Annotated in this window: 12 protein-coding genes; 7 read left to right on the top strand and 5 right to left on the bottom strand. The window is 63.3% G+C overall.

From position 1 onward, the window contains the following. Positions 1 to 112: 112 nt before the first annotated feature. The 7 genes from FOY53_RS02230 to FOY53_RS02260 all read left to right on the top strand — a co-directional run bounded on the left by FOY53_RS02230 (position 113) and on the right by FOY53_RS02260 (position 7,892). Complete coding sequence (locus tag FOY53_RS02230; RefSeq protein WP_146585230.1) at positions 113 to 877, top strand: N-formylglutamate amidohydrolase; 765 nt, start codon at positions 113 to 115, stop codon at positions 875 to 877. Beyond that, the gene (locus FOY53_RS02235) at positions 870 to 1,439 is read left to right on the top strand and encodes a TRAP transporter small permease subunit (protein WP_146585232.1); all 570 of its coding nucleotides are present in this window, start codon (positions 870 to 872) and stop codon (positions 1,437 to 1,439) included. The genes FOY53_RS02230 and FOY53_RS02235 overlap by 8 nt, the downstream gene beginning before the upstream one ends. Then, on the top strand, positions 1,439 to 2,767 hold the full coding sequence (locus tag FOY53_RS02240) for a TRAP transporter large permease (protein WP_146585233.1): 1,329 nt from the start codon (positions 1,439 to 1,441) through the stop codon (positions 2,765 to 2,767). The genes FOY53_RS02235 and FOY53_RS02240 overlap by 1 nt, the downstream gene beginning before the upstream one ends. A 47-nt stretch (positions 2,768 to 2,814) precedes the next feature. Beyond that, positions 2,815 to 3,852 (top strand): TRAP transporter substrate-binding protein, encoded by a 1,038-nt coding sequence (locus tag FOY53_RS02245; protein ID WP_146585235.1) that lies wholly within the window; start codon positions 2,815 to 2,817, stop codon positions 3,850 to 3,852. Between the two features lie 146 nt (positions 3,853 to 3,998). Next, positions 3,999 to 5,363, top strand: coding sequence for a glutamine synthetase family protein (locus FOY53_RS02250; RefSeq protein ID WP_146585237.1), 1,365 nt, complete (start codon positions 3,999 to 4,001; stop codon positions 5,361 to 5,363). A 5-nt stretch (positions 5,364 to 5,368) separates the two neighbouring features. After that, positions 5,369 to 6,742: an aldehyde dehydrogenase family protein gene (locus FOY53_RS02255; protein WP_372836656.1), complete on the top strand. Its 1,374-nt coding sequence runs from the start codon at positions 5,369 to 5,371 to the stop codon at positions 6,740 to 6,742. Between the two features lie 4 nt (positions 6,743 to 6,746). Further along, positions 6,747 to 7,892: an iron-containing alcohol dehydrogenase gene (locus FOY53_RS02260; RefSeq protein ID WP_146585240.1), complete on the top strand. Its 1,146-nt coding sequence runs from the start codon at positions 6,747 to 6,749 to the stop codon at positions 7,890 to 7,892. 128 nt (positions 7,893 to 8,020) lie between these two features. Here FOY53_RS02260 and FOY53_RS02265 read toward each other — a convergent pair whose 3' ends face one another. From FOY53_RS02265 to FOY53_RS23380, 5 genes are all read right to left on the bottom strand, one after another. Next, the gene (locus tag FOY53_RS02265; protein ID WP_146585242.1) at positions 8,021 to 8,869 is read right to left on the bottom strand and encodes an ABC transporter permease; all 849 of its coding nucleotides are present in this window, start codon (positions 8,867 to 8,869) and stop codon (positions 8,021 to 8,023) included. Beyond that, the gene (locus tag FOY53_RS02270) at positions 8,866 to 9,726 is read right to left on the bottom strand and encodes an ABC transporter permease (protein WP_146585244.1); all 861 of its coding nucleotides are present in this window, start codon (positions 9,724 to 9,726) and stop codon (positions 8,866 to 8,868) included. The genes FOY53_RS02265 and FOY53_RS02270 overlap by 4 nt, the downstream gene beginning before the upstream one ends. After that, a complete protein-coding gene (locus FOY53_RS02275) occupies positions 9,723 to 10,829 on the bottom strand; it encodes an ABC transporter ATP-binding protein (RefSeq protein ID WP_146585246.1) in 1,107 nt (368 codons plus the stop codon). Before FOY53_RS02275 ends, FOY53_RS02270 begins: the two co-directional genes overlap by 4 nt. 64 nt (positions 10,830 to 10,893) lie before the next feature. After that, entirely contained in the window at positions 10,894 to 11,955 is a 1,062-nt protein-coding gene (locus tag FOY53_RS02280; protein WP_146585249.1) for an extracellular solute-binding protein, read from the bottom strand. A gap of 209 nt (positions 11,956 to 12,164) precedes the next feature. Continuing rightward, positions 12,165 to 18,041: a nidogen-like domain-containing protein gene (locus tag FOY53_RS23380; RefSeq protein ID WP_146585251.1), complete on the bottom strand. Its 5,877-nt coding sequence runs from the start codon at positions 18,039 to 18,041 to the stop codon at positions 12,165 to 12,167. Positions 18,042 to 18,307 lie beyond the last annotated feature (266 nt).

Raw genomic sequence — 18,307 nt, forward strand, 5'->3', positions numbered from 1 at the left:
CGCCTGCTTTGATAACTTTCGTTACAGCAGTTTAGCAGATGTGAAATTTATTACATTAAGTGATTGACAGAATCTTCGCCTTTCCAGAAAGTCTTGGGAAAACGGGGGAAAGATGACAGGGACTGCGACTCCAGAAACGCCGGTCTGCACGGTGCGCCCCGGCGGCAGCGCCTCGGATATCGTGCTGGTCTGCGAGCATGCGTCGGCGTTCATCCCCGCTGAACTGAACGCGCTGGGCCTGTCCGAAGCCGATCAGAAGAGCCATGCGGCCTGGGACCCCGGTGCACTGGCGGTGGCCGGTGCGATGGCCGCCTCGCTGGACTGCGCTCTGGTGGCATCGACGATTTCGCGCCTCGTCTACGACTGCAATCGCCCGCCAGAGGCGCAGGACGCGATGCCTGCGCAAAGCGAACGGGTGGTTGTGCCGGGCAATGCCGATCTGGGGGCCGTCGAGAGGGCCGCGCGCACGCAGCGCTATTACCTGCCGTTCCGCGCCGCGGTGGCGGACCAGATCACGGCGCGAACCGCGCCTGTTCTGGTGACCATCCACAGTTTCACACCTGTCTATCATGGACAGCCGCGCGCAGTGGAAATCGGCATTTTGCACGATGCGGACTCGCGCCTGGCCGATGCGATGCTGGAGAGCGCGGCGCAGCACACACAACTCAACACCCTGCGCAACGCGCCTTACGGGCCCGGCGACGGGGTGACCCACACCCTGCGCGAACATGCGCTGGTGCAGGGGCATCGCAACGTGATGATCGAGATCCGCAATGACCTGATCGCCACGCCCGAAACGCAGGATGCAATGGCGGCGATGCTGTGTGGCTGGCTGACACAGGCGTTGGCCAGGGTCTCCGGGGGGCAGGATGCGTAAACTCGCGCATGGCTTCATTCGCGGCGTCGATGCGGTCAATCACCGGATCGGGCGCATCGTGATGTACGGCATCTTTGTGCTGATGGGAATCCTGATCTGGTCGTCGGTCAGCAAGACCTTCTTTCTGCCCTCGCTCTGGACGCTCGAGCTCGCGCAGTTCGCAATGGTGGCCTACTACATCCTTGGCGGACCTTATTCGATCCAGCTGGGGTCGAACGTGCGGATGGACCTGCTGTATGGCGAATGGTCGCCGCGCAAGAAGGCCTGGGCCGATCTGATCACCGTGCTGTTCCTGATCTTTTACCTCGGTGTGCTGCTCTACGGCGCCATCGGGTCGACGGCTTATTCCCTGGGCTATTACGGCTCCGAGCCGTTTTCGTTCTTTGGCGGGCTGATCACCGGTGCCGAAGAGGTGGGGAGGATGGAAACCTCACCCTCGGCCTGGCGGCCCTGGCTGTGGCCGATCAAGTCGGTGATGATCCTCGGCATCTTCCTGATGCTGCTGCAATGTATCTCGGAGCTGCTGAAAGATGTGCTCCGCCTGAAAGGTGACCCGATCTGATGTCTTACGATCTGATCGCCACGCTGATGTTCGCCACCATGATGCTGATGCTGCTGACCGGGCAGCGGGTGTTCGGCGCCATCGGTTTTGTCGCGGTGATCGCGGCGCTGTTCCTCTGGGGCGACCGGGGGGGGTATGACCTTGGCTTTTCAGCCGCGATGAAGCTGATGAAATGGTATCCGCTGCTGACCCTGCCGATGTTCATCTTCATGGGCTACGTGCTGTCGGAATCCAAGATTGCCGACGATCTGTACAGGATGTTCCATGTCTGGATGGGGGGGCTTCGCGGCGGGCTGGCCATCGGCACGATCGGCCTGATGGTGCTGATCTCGGCCATGAACGGGTTGTCGGTGGCGGGCATGGCCATCGGGTCAACCATCGCTTTGCCGGAGCTGCTCAAGCGCGGCTATGACAAGCGGATGGTGACCGGGGTGATTCAGGCGGGCTCCAGCCTGGGCATTCTTGTGCCACCCTCTGTAGTGCTGGTGCTCTACGCGATGATCGCGCGTCAGCCGGTGGGACAGTTGTGGCTGGCCGGCGTGGTGCCGGGGCTGATGATGGCGGCGATGTTCATCGCCTATATCGTGATCCGCTGCTGGGCAAACCCGGTGCTGGGCCCGGTTCTGGCCGCGGAAGAGCGCACTATCCCCCGCGCCGAAAAGCTGCGCCTGCTGCGCGCGGGAATCCTGCCGCTGGCGATCTTTGGCGCCATGATGGTGCCCTTTGTGAACGGCTGGACCTCGCTGGTCGAAAGCTCGGCCATTGGCGCGCTGGCGGCGTTTGTGGCCGCCGTTCTCAAGGGACGGATGACCAGAGAGGTGTTCGAGAACTCCGTGCGCAACACGCTGGGCATCACCTGCATGTTCATGTGGATCATCCTGGCGGCGCTGGCCTTTGGCGCGGTCTTCGACGGGCTGGGCGCGGTCAAGGCGATCGAGGGCCTGTTCACCGAACGGCTGAACCTGTCGCCGTGGATGATCCTGATCCTGATGCAGCTCTCGTTCATCCTGATGGGCACGTTTCTGGATGACACCGCCATGCTGGTGATTGTGGCCCCGCTCTATGTGCCGCTCGTCGGGGAGCTTGGCTTTGACCTCATCTGGTATGGTATCCTCTACACGATCACCACGCAGATCGCCTATATGACGCCGCCGTTCGGCTATAACCTGTTCCTGATGCGCGCCATGGCGCCGCCCGAGATCAGCCTGCGCGACATATACGCCTCGATCACGCCGTTTGTTGCGGTGATGGTTCTGGCGCTGGTGTTGGTGATGGTGTTCCCGGGCATCGCCACGTGGTTGCCCGAATACGTCTACGACAAACCCTAGAAGCCGCCGGAAAGGTGGCCGCATTCACCAGCAAAGGAGACTTACCAATGACCACGAGACGCAAATTCATTCAAAGCGCGGCCGTGCTTCCGGCGGCCGGCCTGGCCGCGCCGGCCCTCGCGCAGTCCAAGATCACATGGCGTTTGCAAACCTATGCCGGTGCGGCGCTGGCCGAACATGTGATCAAGCCCGCAATTGACAGCTTCAACATGATTGCCGGCGACGAGATGCAGATCGAACTGTATTACGCCGACCAGCTGGTCCCGACAGGCGAGCTGTTCCAGGCGATGCAGCGCGGCACCATCGACGCGGTGCAGTCGGATGACGATTCCATGGCTTCGCCCACCGATGTGACTGTTTTCGGGGGATATTTTCCTTTCGCCTCGCGCTACTCGCTCGACGTTCCGGTGCTGTTCAACCAGTACGGCCTGAACGAGATCTGGGACGCAGAATATTCCGCCGTCGGTGTGAAACACATCTCTGCCGGTGCCTGGGACCCCTGCCATTTTGCCACCAAGGACCCGATCCGCAGCCTCAAGGATCTTGAGGGCAAGCGCGTCTTCACCTTCCCCACCGCCGGCCGCTTCATGTCGCAGTTCGGCGTCGTGCCGGTCAACCTGCCATGGGAAGACATCGAAGTCGCGGTGCAGACCGGCGAACTGGACGGCATCGCCTGGTCGGGCATCACCGAGGATTACACCGTCGGCTGGGCGGATGTGACCAACTACTTCCTCACCAACAACATTTCCGGCGCCTGGGCGGGATCGTTCTTTGCCAATATGGAGCGTTGGGACGAACTGTCGCCGCGCCTGCAGGAGCTGCTCAGGGTCTGCATGGACCAGTCGCACTACTACCGTCAGTGGTGGTACTGGGGCGGCGAGGCCTCTCTGCGCGTCGACGGCACCAAGATGGAACTGACCACCATTCCCGACGAGGAATGGCAGACCGTCGAGGACGCCGCCGTCAAGTTCTGGGACGAGATCGCTGCCGAAAGCCCGACCAAGGCGAAAGTTGTCGAGATCCTCAAGAAGTACAACGCCGATATGGTCAAGGCCGGTCGCCCCTATCGCTACGGCAAAGCCTGACACCGCGACCCCGCCTGCCCGGGGACCGGACGGCCGCGCCAGCGCGGTCGCCCGGTGCCGGCGCAGGCGGGGTGTGAAACCCGGTACGAACCACAGCAGGGGCGGCGTCACAGCCGCCTCTGTCCCACAACGAATGGACCAAAGACATGCCCGGCACCCTCAGCTTTGACGACCTGAAATCCCAAACCGCCAGCGGCGCGATCGACACGGTGCTGGTCTGCGGCGTGGACATGCAGGGCCGCCTGATGGGCAAACGTTTCCACGCGGTGAACTTCATCGAGACCTCGTATGAAGAAACCCACTGCTGCAACTACCTGCTGGCCACCGACCTGGAAATGTCCACCCCCAAGGGCTTTGCCTCGACCAGCTGGCAGCAGGGGTACGGCGACTATGTGATGAAGCCGGACCTGACCACGATCCGCCCGGTGCCCTGGCTGGACGGCACCGCGATGGTGCTTTGTGACCTGCTGGATCATCACACTCACCAACCGGTGCCGCATTCCCCGCGTGCGATCCTGAAAAAGCAGATCGCGCGCCTGGATGCCCTCGGCTACTCGGCGGCGATGGCGACCGAACTGGAATTCTTCCTGTTCGAGAAAAGCCTGGACGAGATCCGCAAGGGCGGCTTTCGCGATCTGGCCCCGATCAGTGGCTACAACGAGGATTATCACATCTTCCAGACCACCAAGGAAGAGATGATCATGCGCCCGGTGCGCAATCACCTTTTCGCCGCCGGCATCCCGATCGAGAACTCCAAGGGCGAGGCCGAGGCCGGTCAGGAAGAGCTCAACATCCGCTATGCGCCTGCGCTCGACTGCGCCGATCATCACACCATCGCCAAACATGCGATCAAGGAGATCGCCTGGCAGCACGGCCATGCCGCGAGCTTCCTGCCGAAATGGCACCCGGACCGGGTGGGGTCGTCGTCGCATGTGCACCAGTCGCTGTGGAAGGGGGACACACCCGCCTTTGCCGACAGCGCCGACGCGCTGGGCATGTCGACGCTGATGAAACACTACATGGCCGGCCTGATCACCTTTGCGCCCGATTACACCTATTTCCTCGCGCCTTACGTCAACAGCTACAAACGCTTTTCCAAAGGCACCTTTGCGCCGACGAAAACCGTCTGGTCTGTCGACAACCGCACGGCCGGCTTCCGGCTCTGCGGGGCGGGGACCAAAGGTGTGCGCGTCGAATGCCGGATCGGCGGCTCGGACCTCAACCCCTATCTGGCGCAGGCGGTGATGCTGGCGGCGGGGATCAAGGGGATCGAGGACAAGATGGATCTGGCCCCACCGACCCGCGGCGACATCTACCAGGACGCCAAGGCGGGCGACATCCCGCAGAGCCTGATCGCCGCCACGGCCACCCTGCGGAATTCCGCCTTTCTGCGCGAGGTTCTGGGCGACGATGTGGTTGACCATTACACCCGGGCGGCAGAGTGGGAGCAGGAAGAGTTTGACCGTGCCGTGACCGACTGGGAAATCGCCCGCGGCTTTGAAAGGGCCTGAAAATCATGACGACAATCACTTGTATTTCACCGATCGACGGGTCGGTCTATGCCACCCGCGACGCGCTCGGCCACGACGCCGCGCTGGACGCCGTGGCCCGTGCGCGCGCTGCGCAAAAGGCCTGGGCCGCGCGCCCGCTGCAGGACCGCATCGACATGGTGATGGCGGCGGTCGACCAGATCGAGCAAGGCAAGGACCGCATGACGCTTGAACTGGCCCACCAGATGGGCCGTCCGGTGCGGTATGGCGGCGAATTCGGCGGGTTCAAGGAACGCGCCAGTCACATGGCGGGAATCGCGGCCGGTGCGCTGGCACCCAAGGTCATCGAGGACAGCGACAAGGCGCTGCGCAAGATCGCCTTTGAACCGCACGGCGTGGTCTTTGTCGTGGCGCCCTGGAACTATCCCTACATGACCGCGAACAACACCATTGCCCCGGCGCTGATTGCCGGGAATACGGTGATCCTAAAACACGCTTCGCAAACCATCCTTGTGGGGGAACATCTGGCCGAGGCCTACCACGCCGCCGGAGTGCCGACAGACGTGTTCCAGAATGTGGTGCTGGATCACGACACCACGTCGCGGCTGATCTCTGAAAACGCGTTCGATTTCGTCAACTTCACCGGTTCGGTCGGCGGCGGGCAGGCGATGGAACGCGCGGCCGCCGGCACATTTACCGGTGTCGCCACCGAATTGGGCGGCAAGGATCCGGGATATGTGCGCGCGGACGCCGATCTGGATGCCGCTGTCGACGGGCTGATGGATGGCGCGATGTTCAACGCCGGACAGTGCTGCTGCGGGATCGAACGGATCTACGTGCATGAAAGTCTCTATGACGCCTTTGTCGAAAAGGCCGTGGCCTGGGTCAACGCCCTGACCCTTGGCAACCCGCTGGAGCAGGCGACAACCCTTGGCCCGATGGCCAATGTGCGGTTCGCCCGCGAGGTGCGCGCCCAGATCGACGAGGCGGTCGTCGACGGTGCCACCGCGCATATCGCGCCGATGACCGCCGACGATGGCGGCGCCTACCTCACACCGCAGGTGCTGACCAATGTCACCCACGACATGCGGGTGATGCGCGACGAAAGCTTTGGTCCGGTCGTCGGCATCATGCCGGTCAAGGACGACGAAGAGGCGATCGCGCTGATGAACGACTCCGTCTTTGGCCTGACCGCGGCCATCTTTACCAGGGATGCCGCCGCAGCCGAAAGCATCGCCGCGCGGCTGGAAAGCGGCACTGTCTTCATGAACCGTGCCGATTACCTTGACCCCGCCCTGTGCTGGACCGGCTGCAAGCAGACCGGGCGGGGCGCCGGGTTGTCCGAGCTTGGCTACCGTGCGCTTACCCGCCCCAAATCCTATCACCTCAAGAAGGCCTGACCCCATGTCGCTGAAAGCCAACTGGTCCTATCCCACCGCCATCCGCTTTGGCGCCGGCCGCATTGCCGAAATCGGCGACGCCTGTGCCGCTGCGGGCATCAAGAAGCCGCTGCTGGTCACCGACAAGGGGCTGGCCGCCCTGCCGATCACCAGTTCCACCCTGGACCTGATCGAGGCGGCCGGCCTGGGCCGGGCGCTGTTTTCCGAAGTCGATCCAAACCCGACGGAACACAACGTCGCCGCCGGTGTGAAAGTCTACAGGGACGGTGGTCATGACGGCGTCATCGCCTTTGGTGGCGGCTCTGGTCTGGACCTTGCCAAGATGGTGGCCTTCATGGCCGGGCAGACACGACCGCTGTGGGATTTCGAGGATATCGGCGACTGGTGGACCCGCGCCGATGCCTCTGCCATCGCGCCCATCGTCGCGGTTCCGACCACTGCCGGAACGGGATCGGAAGTCGGGCGCGCCAGTGTGATCACCAATTCCGAGACCCACGAGAAAAAGATCATCTTCCACCCGGCGGTCCTGCCCAAGGTGGTGATCTGTGACCCGGAACTGACCGTCGGCATGCCGCCGATGATCACCGCCGGCACCGGGATGGACGCCTTTGCCCATTGTCTCGAGGCCTATTGTTCGCCGCATTTCCACCCGATGAGCCAGGGCATCGCGCTGGAAGGCCTGCGGCTGGTCAAGGACTATCTGCCGCGCGCCTTTGCCGATGGCAGCGATATCGAGGCCCGCGGACAGATGATGGCAGCCGCGGCGATGGGCGCCACCGCCTTTCAGAAGGGTCTGGGCGCGATCCATGCGCTGAGCCACCCGATCGGCGCCTGGCACCATACACATCACGGCACGACCAACGCTGTGGTGATGCAACCGGTGCTGATGTTCAACCGCTCTGCGGTTGAGGACCGTCTGGCCATGGCGGCGCGGTATCTGGGGATCGAAGGGGGATTTCAGGGCTTTTACGACTTTGTCGGGGCTTTGAATGCCGATCTGAAGATCCCGGCGACCCTGACCGATCTGGGAGTCAAGGACCCCGATATCGACGCGCTGGTGGCCTCGGCCCTGCAAGACCCCAGTGTCGGCGGCAACCCGGTCGAGATGACGGTGGCCAATACCACGGCGCTGCTGAAGGCGTGCTTCTGAAGCACGCCTGAATCCAGAAACCGGTCCGGACTCGGGGCGCTTCACCATCGCGGTGGGGTGCCCCTCTCGGTCCGATGGCGCCCGCTTTCGCCGTGACGGTGGGCGCCTGGTTGCTTGGCTTTGATCGCTCAGCGCTTCTGGAAGGTGATCATCACCAGCGCCAGCACACCCGAGCCCACCATCAGCAGCAGTGACACCGCGTTCAGTACCGGCGTCGAGCCTTCTTTCAGGCGGTCGAACATGGTGATTGTCAGTGGCGCGTCCGAGCCGACCAGCATCAGCGTCGTGTTGAAGTTCTCGAAACTCATCAGGAATGCCACGACAAACGCCCCGACCAGCGCAGGCGCAAGATAGGGTATCGTGATCGTGCGCACCGCCGTCAGCGGCGTCGCACCAAGGTTCAGCGCCGCCTCTTCCAGTGAGCGGTCGAACTTGATCAACCGCGCCGAGATCACCAGCGTCGCAATTGTGGTGATGAATGAAAACTGCCCGGCGATGACCAGTGGCAGGCCGGGGCGCAGCGCCTCGACATACAGCCCGCTCATGTCCTGAACCAGACCCGCGACGCGGCTGGAGAAGACGAGGATCGAGATGCCGAGCACGATGCCCGGCACCACCAGCGGCAGCAGCATCAGCACATAGAGCAGTCCCCGGCCGCGAAAGCTGTAGCGGTTGAAGAGAAAGGCGTTTGTGGTCCCCACGACCACCGACAGGGCCGAGACGCAGAGCGCCACGATGACCGACGTCCAGATCGACGACAGGATGCGGCGTTCGTGAAACAGCCCGATCTGCGGCCGGGCGTCGCCAAAGAACCAGCCCCAGGTGAACCCCTCCCATGGCAGGCTGGGGAACTGGCTGTCGTTGAAGGCAAAGACCGAGACAGTGATCAGGGGCAGTGCCAGCCAGAGGAAAAAGGCCGCCACATAGGCGGTGTAGATCAGGCGGAAGCCGCTCGGCTGCGGGATCGACGGGATCATGTGCCCTCTCCCATCGTGCGTTCCAGCGTCTGCCCGGTGAGTCGCAACATGCCCCAGACGATCAGCGACGAGGCCCCGAGCAGGCAGAAACCGAAGGCGGCCCCGAGCTCCCAGTTGAAGCGGACGATGAACTGGGAATAGATCAGCTGCGTGAACCAGAGGGAATCCTTGCCGCCCAACATGGTCGGGGTCAGATAGTTGCCCAGCGACAACATGAAGACCACGATGCAGCCCGACACGATGCCGGGCATGGCGTGCGGGATGACGATCTCCCGCAATACCGAAAACCCGTTGCCACCCAGGTCATATCCCGCTTCGATCACCGCGTCGTCGAGGCTCTCCAGCGTTGTGGTCAGCGGCACCACCATGAACAGCATCGAGGTGTAGACCAGCCCCAGCATCATCGCGGCATCATTGTACAGCATCTCGACCGGCTGATCGGCGAGCCCCGCCCATTGCAGCGCGTTGCTGATCACCCCGGTTTCGCGCAGCAGGATGATCCAGCCGAAGGTGCGCACCAGTTCCGATACCCAGAACGGGATCAGGCACATCAGGAACAGCGTCGCCTGACGGCGGCCGCGGGCGATCTTGGCGATGTAATAGCTGATCGGAAAGCCGATGATCAGGGTGATCAGGGTGGCGAGAACCGACATGATCGCGGTGCGGGCAAAGGTCATCAGGTACAGCGGCTGCGTGGCGAAATCCGCATAGTTTTTCAGGCTGGGCACGTATTCTCCCGGGCCGGTGCGGCTGCGCAGCGATACCAGCGCCATGTCGATGTGCGGAATGACGATCAGCAGGCCCAGCCACAGTACCAGTGGCGCCAGCAGCAGGAAAAAGCCCAGCTTCCGGGTCATGTGCCCGTGTCCGCAAAGCACAGCGACTGATCGCGGCCCCAGCCGATATGCACCTGCGCGCCTTTGTCGAGCCCGGCAAAGGCGGCGGATTGCGGCAGGGCCACGTCAATTTCGGCACCCGAGACCGGGTCGCGCACCAGCACGCGGGAATTGGCCCCGTTGAACAGCAGCGCCGTGACCTGCGCCGGGATCTGGTTGGCGTCACCTTCGACGGCATGGGCCGCATGGGCGAGGGTGATCGCCTCGGGGCGGACAAAGATTTCGACCCGGTCTCCGGGTGACAGCGCGCGGCCGCGCGCATGCAGCGTCAGCCCGCTGTCGGTGCGCACTTCGGCCTCGTCGCCACGGGCCTCGGTGACCAGACCTTTCCAGCGGTTGGCCTCGCCGACAAAACCGGCGACAAAGGCGGTGGCGGGGTTGTAGTACAGGTCGCGGGCCACGCCGACCTGTTCGAACCGGCCGGCGTTCATCACGGCGACCTTGTCGGACATCACCAGCGCCTCGCCCTGATCATGGGTGATATACACAAAGGTTGTGTCGAATTCGGCCTGAAGTGCCTTCAGCTCAACTTTCATCTTTTCGCGCAGTTTCAGATCCAGCGCGCCAAGCGGCTCATCCAGCAACAGCACATCGGGTTCCAGCACCATGCAGCGGGCAATCGCCACGCGCTGCCTCTGGCCGCCCGACAGCTCCGAGACCTTGCGGGTGCCGATCCCCGGCAGGCTGATGCGGTCCAGAACCTCGCCGGTCCGGCGGATGATATCGGCCTTGGCAACACCCTGACGGCGCAATCCGTAGCCGATGTTTTCGGCAACGTTCATCATCGGGAACAGAGCCAGGTGCTGGAACACCATGTTCACCGGGCGCTTGTTCGGCGGCACCCCCAGCATCGAGCGCCCCTTGATCAGGATGTCGCCCCCTGTCGGTTCCAGAAACCCGGCAATCATCCGCATGATCGTGGTCTTGCCACAGCCGGACGGCCCGAGAATGGAAAAGAACGACCCCGCTGGTACGGAAAAATCGACCGAGTCGACGGCTGTCACCTTGTCGAAATGTTTGCTCAGGTTGCGGCATTCGAGGTCTGGCGCGGTGTCCGCCGTCATCAGGTCATCCTTCGGCATCTTGGCGGCCCGGCATCACCCGGGCCGCCGGTGGTGTGTTCAGGACTCAACCCGCAGCCTGGACCCGGTCCAGAGTTTCGCCTTCGAGCCGCTCGATCTCGGCCGGAACCGGCGGATACCAGCGGATGTTGTCCACGGCTTCGGGCGGAAAGCTGGTCTGGTACTGCGCCTTGAGCGCGTCGTTCACAAACTCGTCCGCGCCTGCCGAGGCCGTGAAGTTGCCGGCCTCTTCGGTGATCATCGCCGCGATCTTTGGCTGCATCACGAAGTTGATCCAGGCATAGGCCGCCTCGTCCGCACGGCCCTGAGCGGGCAGGGCAAAGGTATCGACCCAGCCAAGCGCGCCGGAGGCTGGGGCGACAAAGTTGATGTCAGCATTGTCGGTGTTCAGCTTCCAGCCACCGGTGTCCCAGGCCATCGCCGCCACGGTTTCGCCCGACCGCATGAGGTTGATCAGCTCGTCGCCACCGCTCCAGTAGGTTTTCACCACCGGCTTGCACTCGACCAGCTTGGCTTCGACCTGGTCAAGAATGGCCTTGTAGGCGGCTGTGTCACCATAGGCGGCGAACGGGTCAAGACCCATGGCGAAGGCAAAGCCGATCAGCGTCGGACGCTTGAGCCGGTAGGTCACCTTGCCGGCGAGGTCTTCGTTGCACAGGTCGGTGTAATCGGCGACTGCACCGGCCTCGGCGGCATTGACGATCAGCCCCGAGGTGCCCCAGACATGCGGCACACCATAGACGGCACCGTCGACTGCGGTGTTGCCTTTGGTCGCCTCGAGCATCGAAGGAATGATCTGCGCGGTGTCGATCTGTGTCATGTCGATCGGCTTGTAGATGCCGAACTCGGCCTGCGGACCGGCGATGCGATCCTGGCTGGGCTGAGCAAGGTCAAAGCCGCCGCCGCCGGTGGCGCGCAGCTTGGCGACCATTTCCTCGTTGTTGGACAGGGTCACTTCGACGGTGTGGCCGGTCTCCTGTTCGAACAGGTCGATGACGGCGTCGGGGGCATAACCACCCCAGGTCAACAGGCGCAGGGTTTCGGCGTTGGCCGGTGCACCAAGCGCAAGGATGGCAACGGTGCCGGCAAGCAGTTTGTATGATGTCATTTTTTCTTCTCCCAGATGGTACCAACAGTAAGGCCCTATGATCCATTTGTGTAAAGCCTGTGTAACGGCTTGGAAGATCACAATTTTCAATTTTCGCAGCTCGCGAGAGCGGGGTTTGGAGGCGGGCACGGAAAACCCCGCGCATCAAGCGGGACACGCAGGGTAAAGTCTGTTCAAGGCGGGCCAAAAGCCCGCCCCGGGCGCCGGACCTAGATGAACGTGAAGTCCTCGATGCCAAGCTGGTTGGCGTTCAGACCGATGATTTCGATCACATGTTCATTGTAGGTGACCGAGACACCTGCCTGTCCGTCGAAAGTACCGTTCGCAATTTCAAGCGACGCGAACTTGCCCGAGCGGCCCGCACCGTCGACGTCGCCGAGGCGCAGCTTGTCGATGCCGTTCTCAAAGTCGAGAATGCGGTCCACTTCACCGATATTGAAGTCTTCGTTCATGTCGTTGAAGATGAACAGATCCGCGCCCTCGCCACCGGTCATGGTGTCGTTGCCGGCGCCACCGTTGATCCGGTCTGCACCTGCCCCGCCAAAGATGAGGTCGTTGCGGCCGCCCCCGGCGAGGAAGTCATCGCCGTTTCCACCATCAACCGTGTCGTCACCTTCACCGCCACCGATGGCGTCGTTGCCATCGCCGCCGGTCAGGCTGTCACGTCCGGTGCCACCGCCGAGGCTGTCGTCACCGATGCCGCCGTCGACGGTGTCGTTGCCGAACGAGGCACCCATGGTGTCATTGCCCTGCGCGCCCTGGGTCGAGTCGTTACCGCCACCGCCGTTGACGATGTCGTCGCCATTGCCGCCGGTCATGCTGTCGTTGCCCTGACCGCCGCCCATGGTGTCGTTGCCGTCGCCGCCGTCCATGGTGTCGTCGCCAAGACCGCCGCCCATGTTGTCGCGTCCGGCATTGCCGTTGACCACGTCGTCGCCGTCCGCAGCCGAGACCGTGTCATTGCCGTTGCCGCCGTTGACCGTGTCGTTGCCTGCGCCACCTGAGACTACATCGTCGCCATCGCCGCCGTTCAGCACATCATCGCCGTCTTCGCCGATGATGGTATCGTCGCCGTCGCCACCGTTGAGCGTGTCATTGCCCGACGTGCCGCGCAGGGTCTGGTTGTTGTTGGCGGCGATGACTGCCGCCGTCGCGACCGAGGTGACGAACTCGTTGGTGCCCTGACCGTCGGTATAGCTGACCCGGACCGACAACGCCGACCCGGCATCCGCCGCCACCGGCACATAGGTGTTGCCGTTGGCCCCGGAAATCGGGGAACCGGCCCGCAGCCACTGGAAGCTGAAGGTGCCCAGTCCGTCTTCGTCCTGCACCGCCGCCGCATTGGCGGTCAGGGTCAGGCCGACCGTCGGCGTGCCGCTGATGGTGACAGCGCCGGTGGGGGCGTCATTGACGTTGCTCACCGCCGAGGTTGCCGCGCTGGTCACGACTTCGGCTGTGCCAAAGCCGTCGGTGTAGCTGGCCCGGACAGAGATGGCTGCGCCGACGTCAGCCTGACCCAGCGCATAGGTGGTGCCGGTGGCGCCGGAAATCGCGGTGCCCGCCCGCAGCCATTGCAGTGAAATGGTGCCAAGTCCGTCGAGATCGGCGATGCCTGACGTGCCCGCCGACAGGGTCTGGCCCTCGGTTGCGGTGCCGGTGACGGTGGGGGCCCCGGTGGGGGCATCGTTGACGTTCACCACCGCCGCCGCGTTGGGCGCTCCGGTCACGGTTTCCTCGGCGCCGCGGCCATCGGTATAGCTGACCCTGACCGAGACCGCCTGGCCGACATCATCCTGACCGAGTAGATAGGTCTGCGCCGTTGCGCCGGTTATTTCGGATGTGCCGCGCAGCCACTGGAACGACAGCGTGCCCAGCCCGTCCGCATCCGCCAGCGTAGAGGTTTCCGCAGTCAGGGTCTGGCCCTGCACGGATGCGCCGGTGATGGTGACACCGCCAGTGGGCGGATTGTTCGGTTCGACCACCGACGAGGTTGCCGCGCTCGACACGGTCTCGGCGGTGCCGAAACCGTCGGTGTAGCTGACCCGGACCGAGATGTTGGATCCGACGTCACTCGGAGTCAGGACATAGGTCTGATCTGTGGCGCCCGTGATTTCGGTCGAACCGCGCAGCCACTGGAAGGCCAGGGTGCCGAGGCCGTCGGCGTCGCTCAGGGTGTCGGTGTCGGCCGTCAATGTGCTGTTGACGGCGGCAGTGCCGTCAATGGTCACGTCCCCCTGGGGCGCGTCGTTGACATTGCTCACTTCCGGCGTCGGGTCGCTGGTGACGGTTTCCAGGTTGCTGGCGCCGTCGACATAGCTCACCCGGACAGAGATCAGCGCGCCGACGTCCTCCTGACCCAGCGTATAGGTATTGCTGGTCGCGCCGGAAATCGTCTCGGTGCCACGCAGCCATTGGAAGGACAGGGTGCCCAGCCCGTCGGGATCGCTGAGCCCGGAGGTGTTGGCGGTCAGCTCTTCGCCCTGTGTTGGGGTGCCTTCGACAATGACCGGGTCGGGGCTGACGGTTGCGACGGCATCGTCGACCGTCGGCACCAGCACACCGGCGGCGCTGTCAATGAAGGATGTGTTGCCGGTCAGGGCAAAGTCGAGCACGGCATTGTTGAAATTCACCGTCCCCGGCAGGACACCGGCATTTGTAACCGCCTCGATGGCATTGGCCAGTTGCAGCGGCGTCAGATCGGCGAGGGTGGCGATATCATCCGGCACGGCCGCGTTGTAGAAGCTGTCGGGGCTTTCGCCCGCCTCGTAGGTGAACAGGCTTTGGGCGGTGGTGCTGACGCGCCAGTCGTCGCGAAACTGGCCGTACAGGTCTTCAAAGACAAGCGGGCGGGCCAGCGGTGTGCCGTCTGCGAGCGCGATGTCGTTGCTGGCGAGCCCGTCGCCATTACCGAGCAGACCCTCGACGGCGCCGCCGAGTTCGTCCGCCAGCCGGATGTCGGCATCCACCCGCCCGTCGATCACGGTCATGATCAGTTGGCTGTCGCCGTCCTCGATCGTGCCGTTATCACCGGCATAGACCACCGTATAGGTGTCGCCTTCACGGTAAACCCGGTCATTGCCGATATCGACCGACGTAAAGTCGGTCAGTGCCACCGCCGTACCGTTGATGAACAGCGGCGTGCCTGTGGCCGAGCCGTCGATCATCACCGTGGTGGTGCCAAGACGGGTTGCAACCGCTTCGGTCACGCTGACGTTTTCAATTCCGGTTACCGGGACAAAGCGCGCCTGAATTTCAAACGAGGCCGGTTCGTCCAGAGTGCGCGAGAGCACGAATTCGCCGACCGCCTGGAAGTCATACCCCAGCCCGTCAAGCGTCGAGATGTGCGGGTCTCCGGCCACCCAGCCATTGAACCCGAGCGTGGGAACATCTGGCACCTGCGACGTCAGGAAATCGCCGTTGCGCACGAAGAATTCCCACAGCCCAGGCACACCGGTGTTGCCAAGGGTGGCGTCCAGCGCCAGCATTTCCTCCTGGTTGCCGGACTGGGTCAGTTCAAAGAAGCTGCCGCCGGTGCCGGTGGACCAGCCCGCGCGGGCCACGGTGCCACCAAGCCCGTTGCTGCCGCCCGAAGCGTCGCCGGTGGTCCAGTTGATGTCTTCGTAGCGGAATTCGATGTTGAAATCACCGTTGCCCGCATCTGTCAGGACAAGCTGGAAGGCGTTTGGAATGTCCGTGCGGTTGTTGAAAAAGCCGACATCATCCCAGGTGACGATGATCTCGTCGGTTTCGGTGTTCAGATCCCAGTGAACCAGGTTGGTTCCGGTCGAGTTGCCGCCCGGCGTGGTCGCCCCGGGGCCGCTGTCCGTGTCGACGTCGCCAAAGTAGGGCGCAATGATCGGGTTGCCGGTCGCGCCGTTGATTGCGGTCGGAGAGAAGGCGCCAGAGGCTGAGTTGAAGGTGACATTGCCGTTGCTGTTGATGAAGAACGACGTGTAGTTGGTGCCGTTCAGGTCGATCCCGTTTTCGAAGACAGAGGTGATGTCGACCGACTGCGACCCGTCGTCGATCCGCGCCAGGGCGAATTCGCCAAAGCCGGACGGCCCACCCAGACCGGTGCGCAGGGCCAGACCGCGTCCCATCTCGTTCAGTGCCGGATCGGTGGTCATGTCATCGAACTGGAACCGCTCGACGCCGATGATCGTGTTGACGTCACCGCTTTCGATGTGGGTCAGCGCGCGGGTCTGGAAGTCGACGATATCGACAAAATAATCGTTGCGGTTGCCCGAAAAGACCGCGGTGTCGAGTCCGCGGCCGCCGTCGATGGTGTCACGGCCCGATCCGGCCGCGATCGTGTCCTCGCCGTTGCCGCCAAGCAGGCTGTCGTCGCGGTCGCCGCCGTCGATGGAATCGTCGCCGGCTCCGCCGTCGATGGTGTCATCGCCATTGTCGCCATTCAGCGTGTCGTTCCCCGACCCGCCGACGACCGAGTCGTCCCCGGTGCCTGCGTTGACGCTGTCGTTGTCGTCACCGCCGTCGATGGAATCCGCGCCCGCACCGCCATCGATGCTGTCATCGCCACGCTCGCCGCGCAGGGTGTCATCGCCGGTGCCGCCCTCGAGCGTATCGTTGCCGCGGTTGCCGCGGATGGAATCGTTGCCGCCCAGACCCTGAAGCAGATCATCATAGATCGTGCCGGTCAGGGTGTTGGCGTCCTCGTCGCCGGTAAACGTCTCGCCCAGGAGCGATGACACGGTGACCGTCTGGTCAGTAAACTGCAGCAGTTCGACATCGTCCAGTTCGTCAACGCCGTCCGCCGAGGTCACGATCACGGTCGACGTGCTGCCGGTCTTCAGCGCAACGGTGCTGTTGGCCAGCGTGTCGTTGAAGACGGCAACGTCTTCGTCACCGGTGCCGCCGTTCAGGGTATCGTCCCCCAGACCGCCGGTCAGGGTGTCGTTGTCCGCTCCGCCATCGATGGAATCGTCGCCGGTGCCGCCGTCGAGCGAGTCAAAGCCATCATTGCCGCGCAGGGTGTCGTTGTCGGCGCCGCCCGAGGCCACATCGTCGCCATCGCCCGCAATCAGCGAGTCATTGCCCGCGTCGCCCGACAGGGTGTCATTGCCCACGCCGGAATTGAGCGTGTCGGCGCCGTTGCCGCCGCTCATCACGTCATTGCCGTCGTTGTCGATCAGGGTGTCGTTGCCCTCGCCGCCGGAGATGGTGTCGTCATCGTTGCCACCGATCAGGCTGTCCGCGCCAAAGCCGCCGTCGATCAGGTCGTCGCCTTCGCCGCCGTCGACAGTGTCATCACCAAAACCGGCGTCGATGGTGTCATCGTCATTTCCGCCGAAAATGGAATCAAGCCCGTCACCGCCCAGGATGGAATCGTCTCCGCCGCCCCCGTCCAGCGTGTCGTTGTCGAGCCCGCCGTCGATGGTGTCATTGCCGCCGATCCCGAAGATCGAGTCGTTGCCGAGACTGCCGGCGATGCTGTCGTCGCCTTCACTGCCAAAGATCTCGTCGTTGCCTTCGCCACCGTCGACGGTATTGGCTGTGGATCCGCTCAGCGAAATCAGGTCGTCGCCAGGACCACCGGCGATGGTGTTGATCCCGAATGAATCAAACAGTTCGTCGTTGCCTGCGCCGCCATCCAGCGTGTCGTTGCCTCGCCCGCCAGTCAGGGTGTCGCTGTCATCGCCGCCCAGCAGCGAGTCATTGCCGTCGCCACCGAACAGGCTGTCGTCACCGCCCTGGCCATCCAGGGTGTCGTTGCCGTCGCCGCCTTCCAGCGTGTCGTTTCCGGTTCCGCCCAGCAGGGTGTCGTCGCCGTCGTTGCCTTCCAACAGGTCATTTTCGGTGCCGCCGTCCAGACTGTCGTCGCCCTCGCCACCCAGCAGGGTGTCATTCCCCGATGCGCCCAGCAGCGTGTCATTGCCGGTGCCGCCATCAAGGCTGTCGTCGCCGATACCACCATCCATCGAGTCGTCGTCGGCGCCGCCCAGCAGGGTGTCATTGCCGCCCTGTCCGAAAATCGTGTCGTTGCCGCCGCCGCCTTCCAGCAATTCGTCCGAAGCGTTACCGATGATGTTTTCGGGGTCGGGTGTGTTGTGACGGAACAGGGACATGGCGGGGGATCCTCCTGGAAGAATGCGCAGTCCGGGTTCGCTCCCGGTATCAAAGCACAAATCTGTGAAATTTACGCCACGCAGTGGCGCGAAAGGGACGTCAAATAGAAGCTTTTTTGCAACATCCTGGGACGTTATGCCACTTACGCTGTCACGAAAAAGTTAGTGGAACAAGGATTCGTTGAATTGATTCGGGCAAATAGCCGGATCGCGCCGACGCTTGCAACCTGCGGTCGCAGAGCGAATATTTGCACACGTGACAGGTC

Source organism: Puniceibacterium confluentis (genome assembly GCF_007923445.1).
GTDB lineage: Bacteria > Pseudomonadota > Alphaproteobacteria > Rhodobacterales > Rhodobacteraceae > Puniceibacterium > Puniceibacterium confluentis.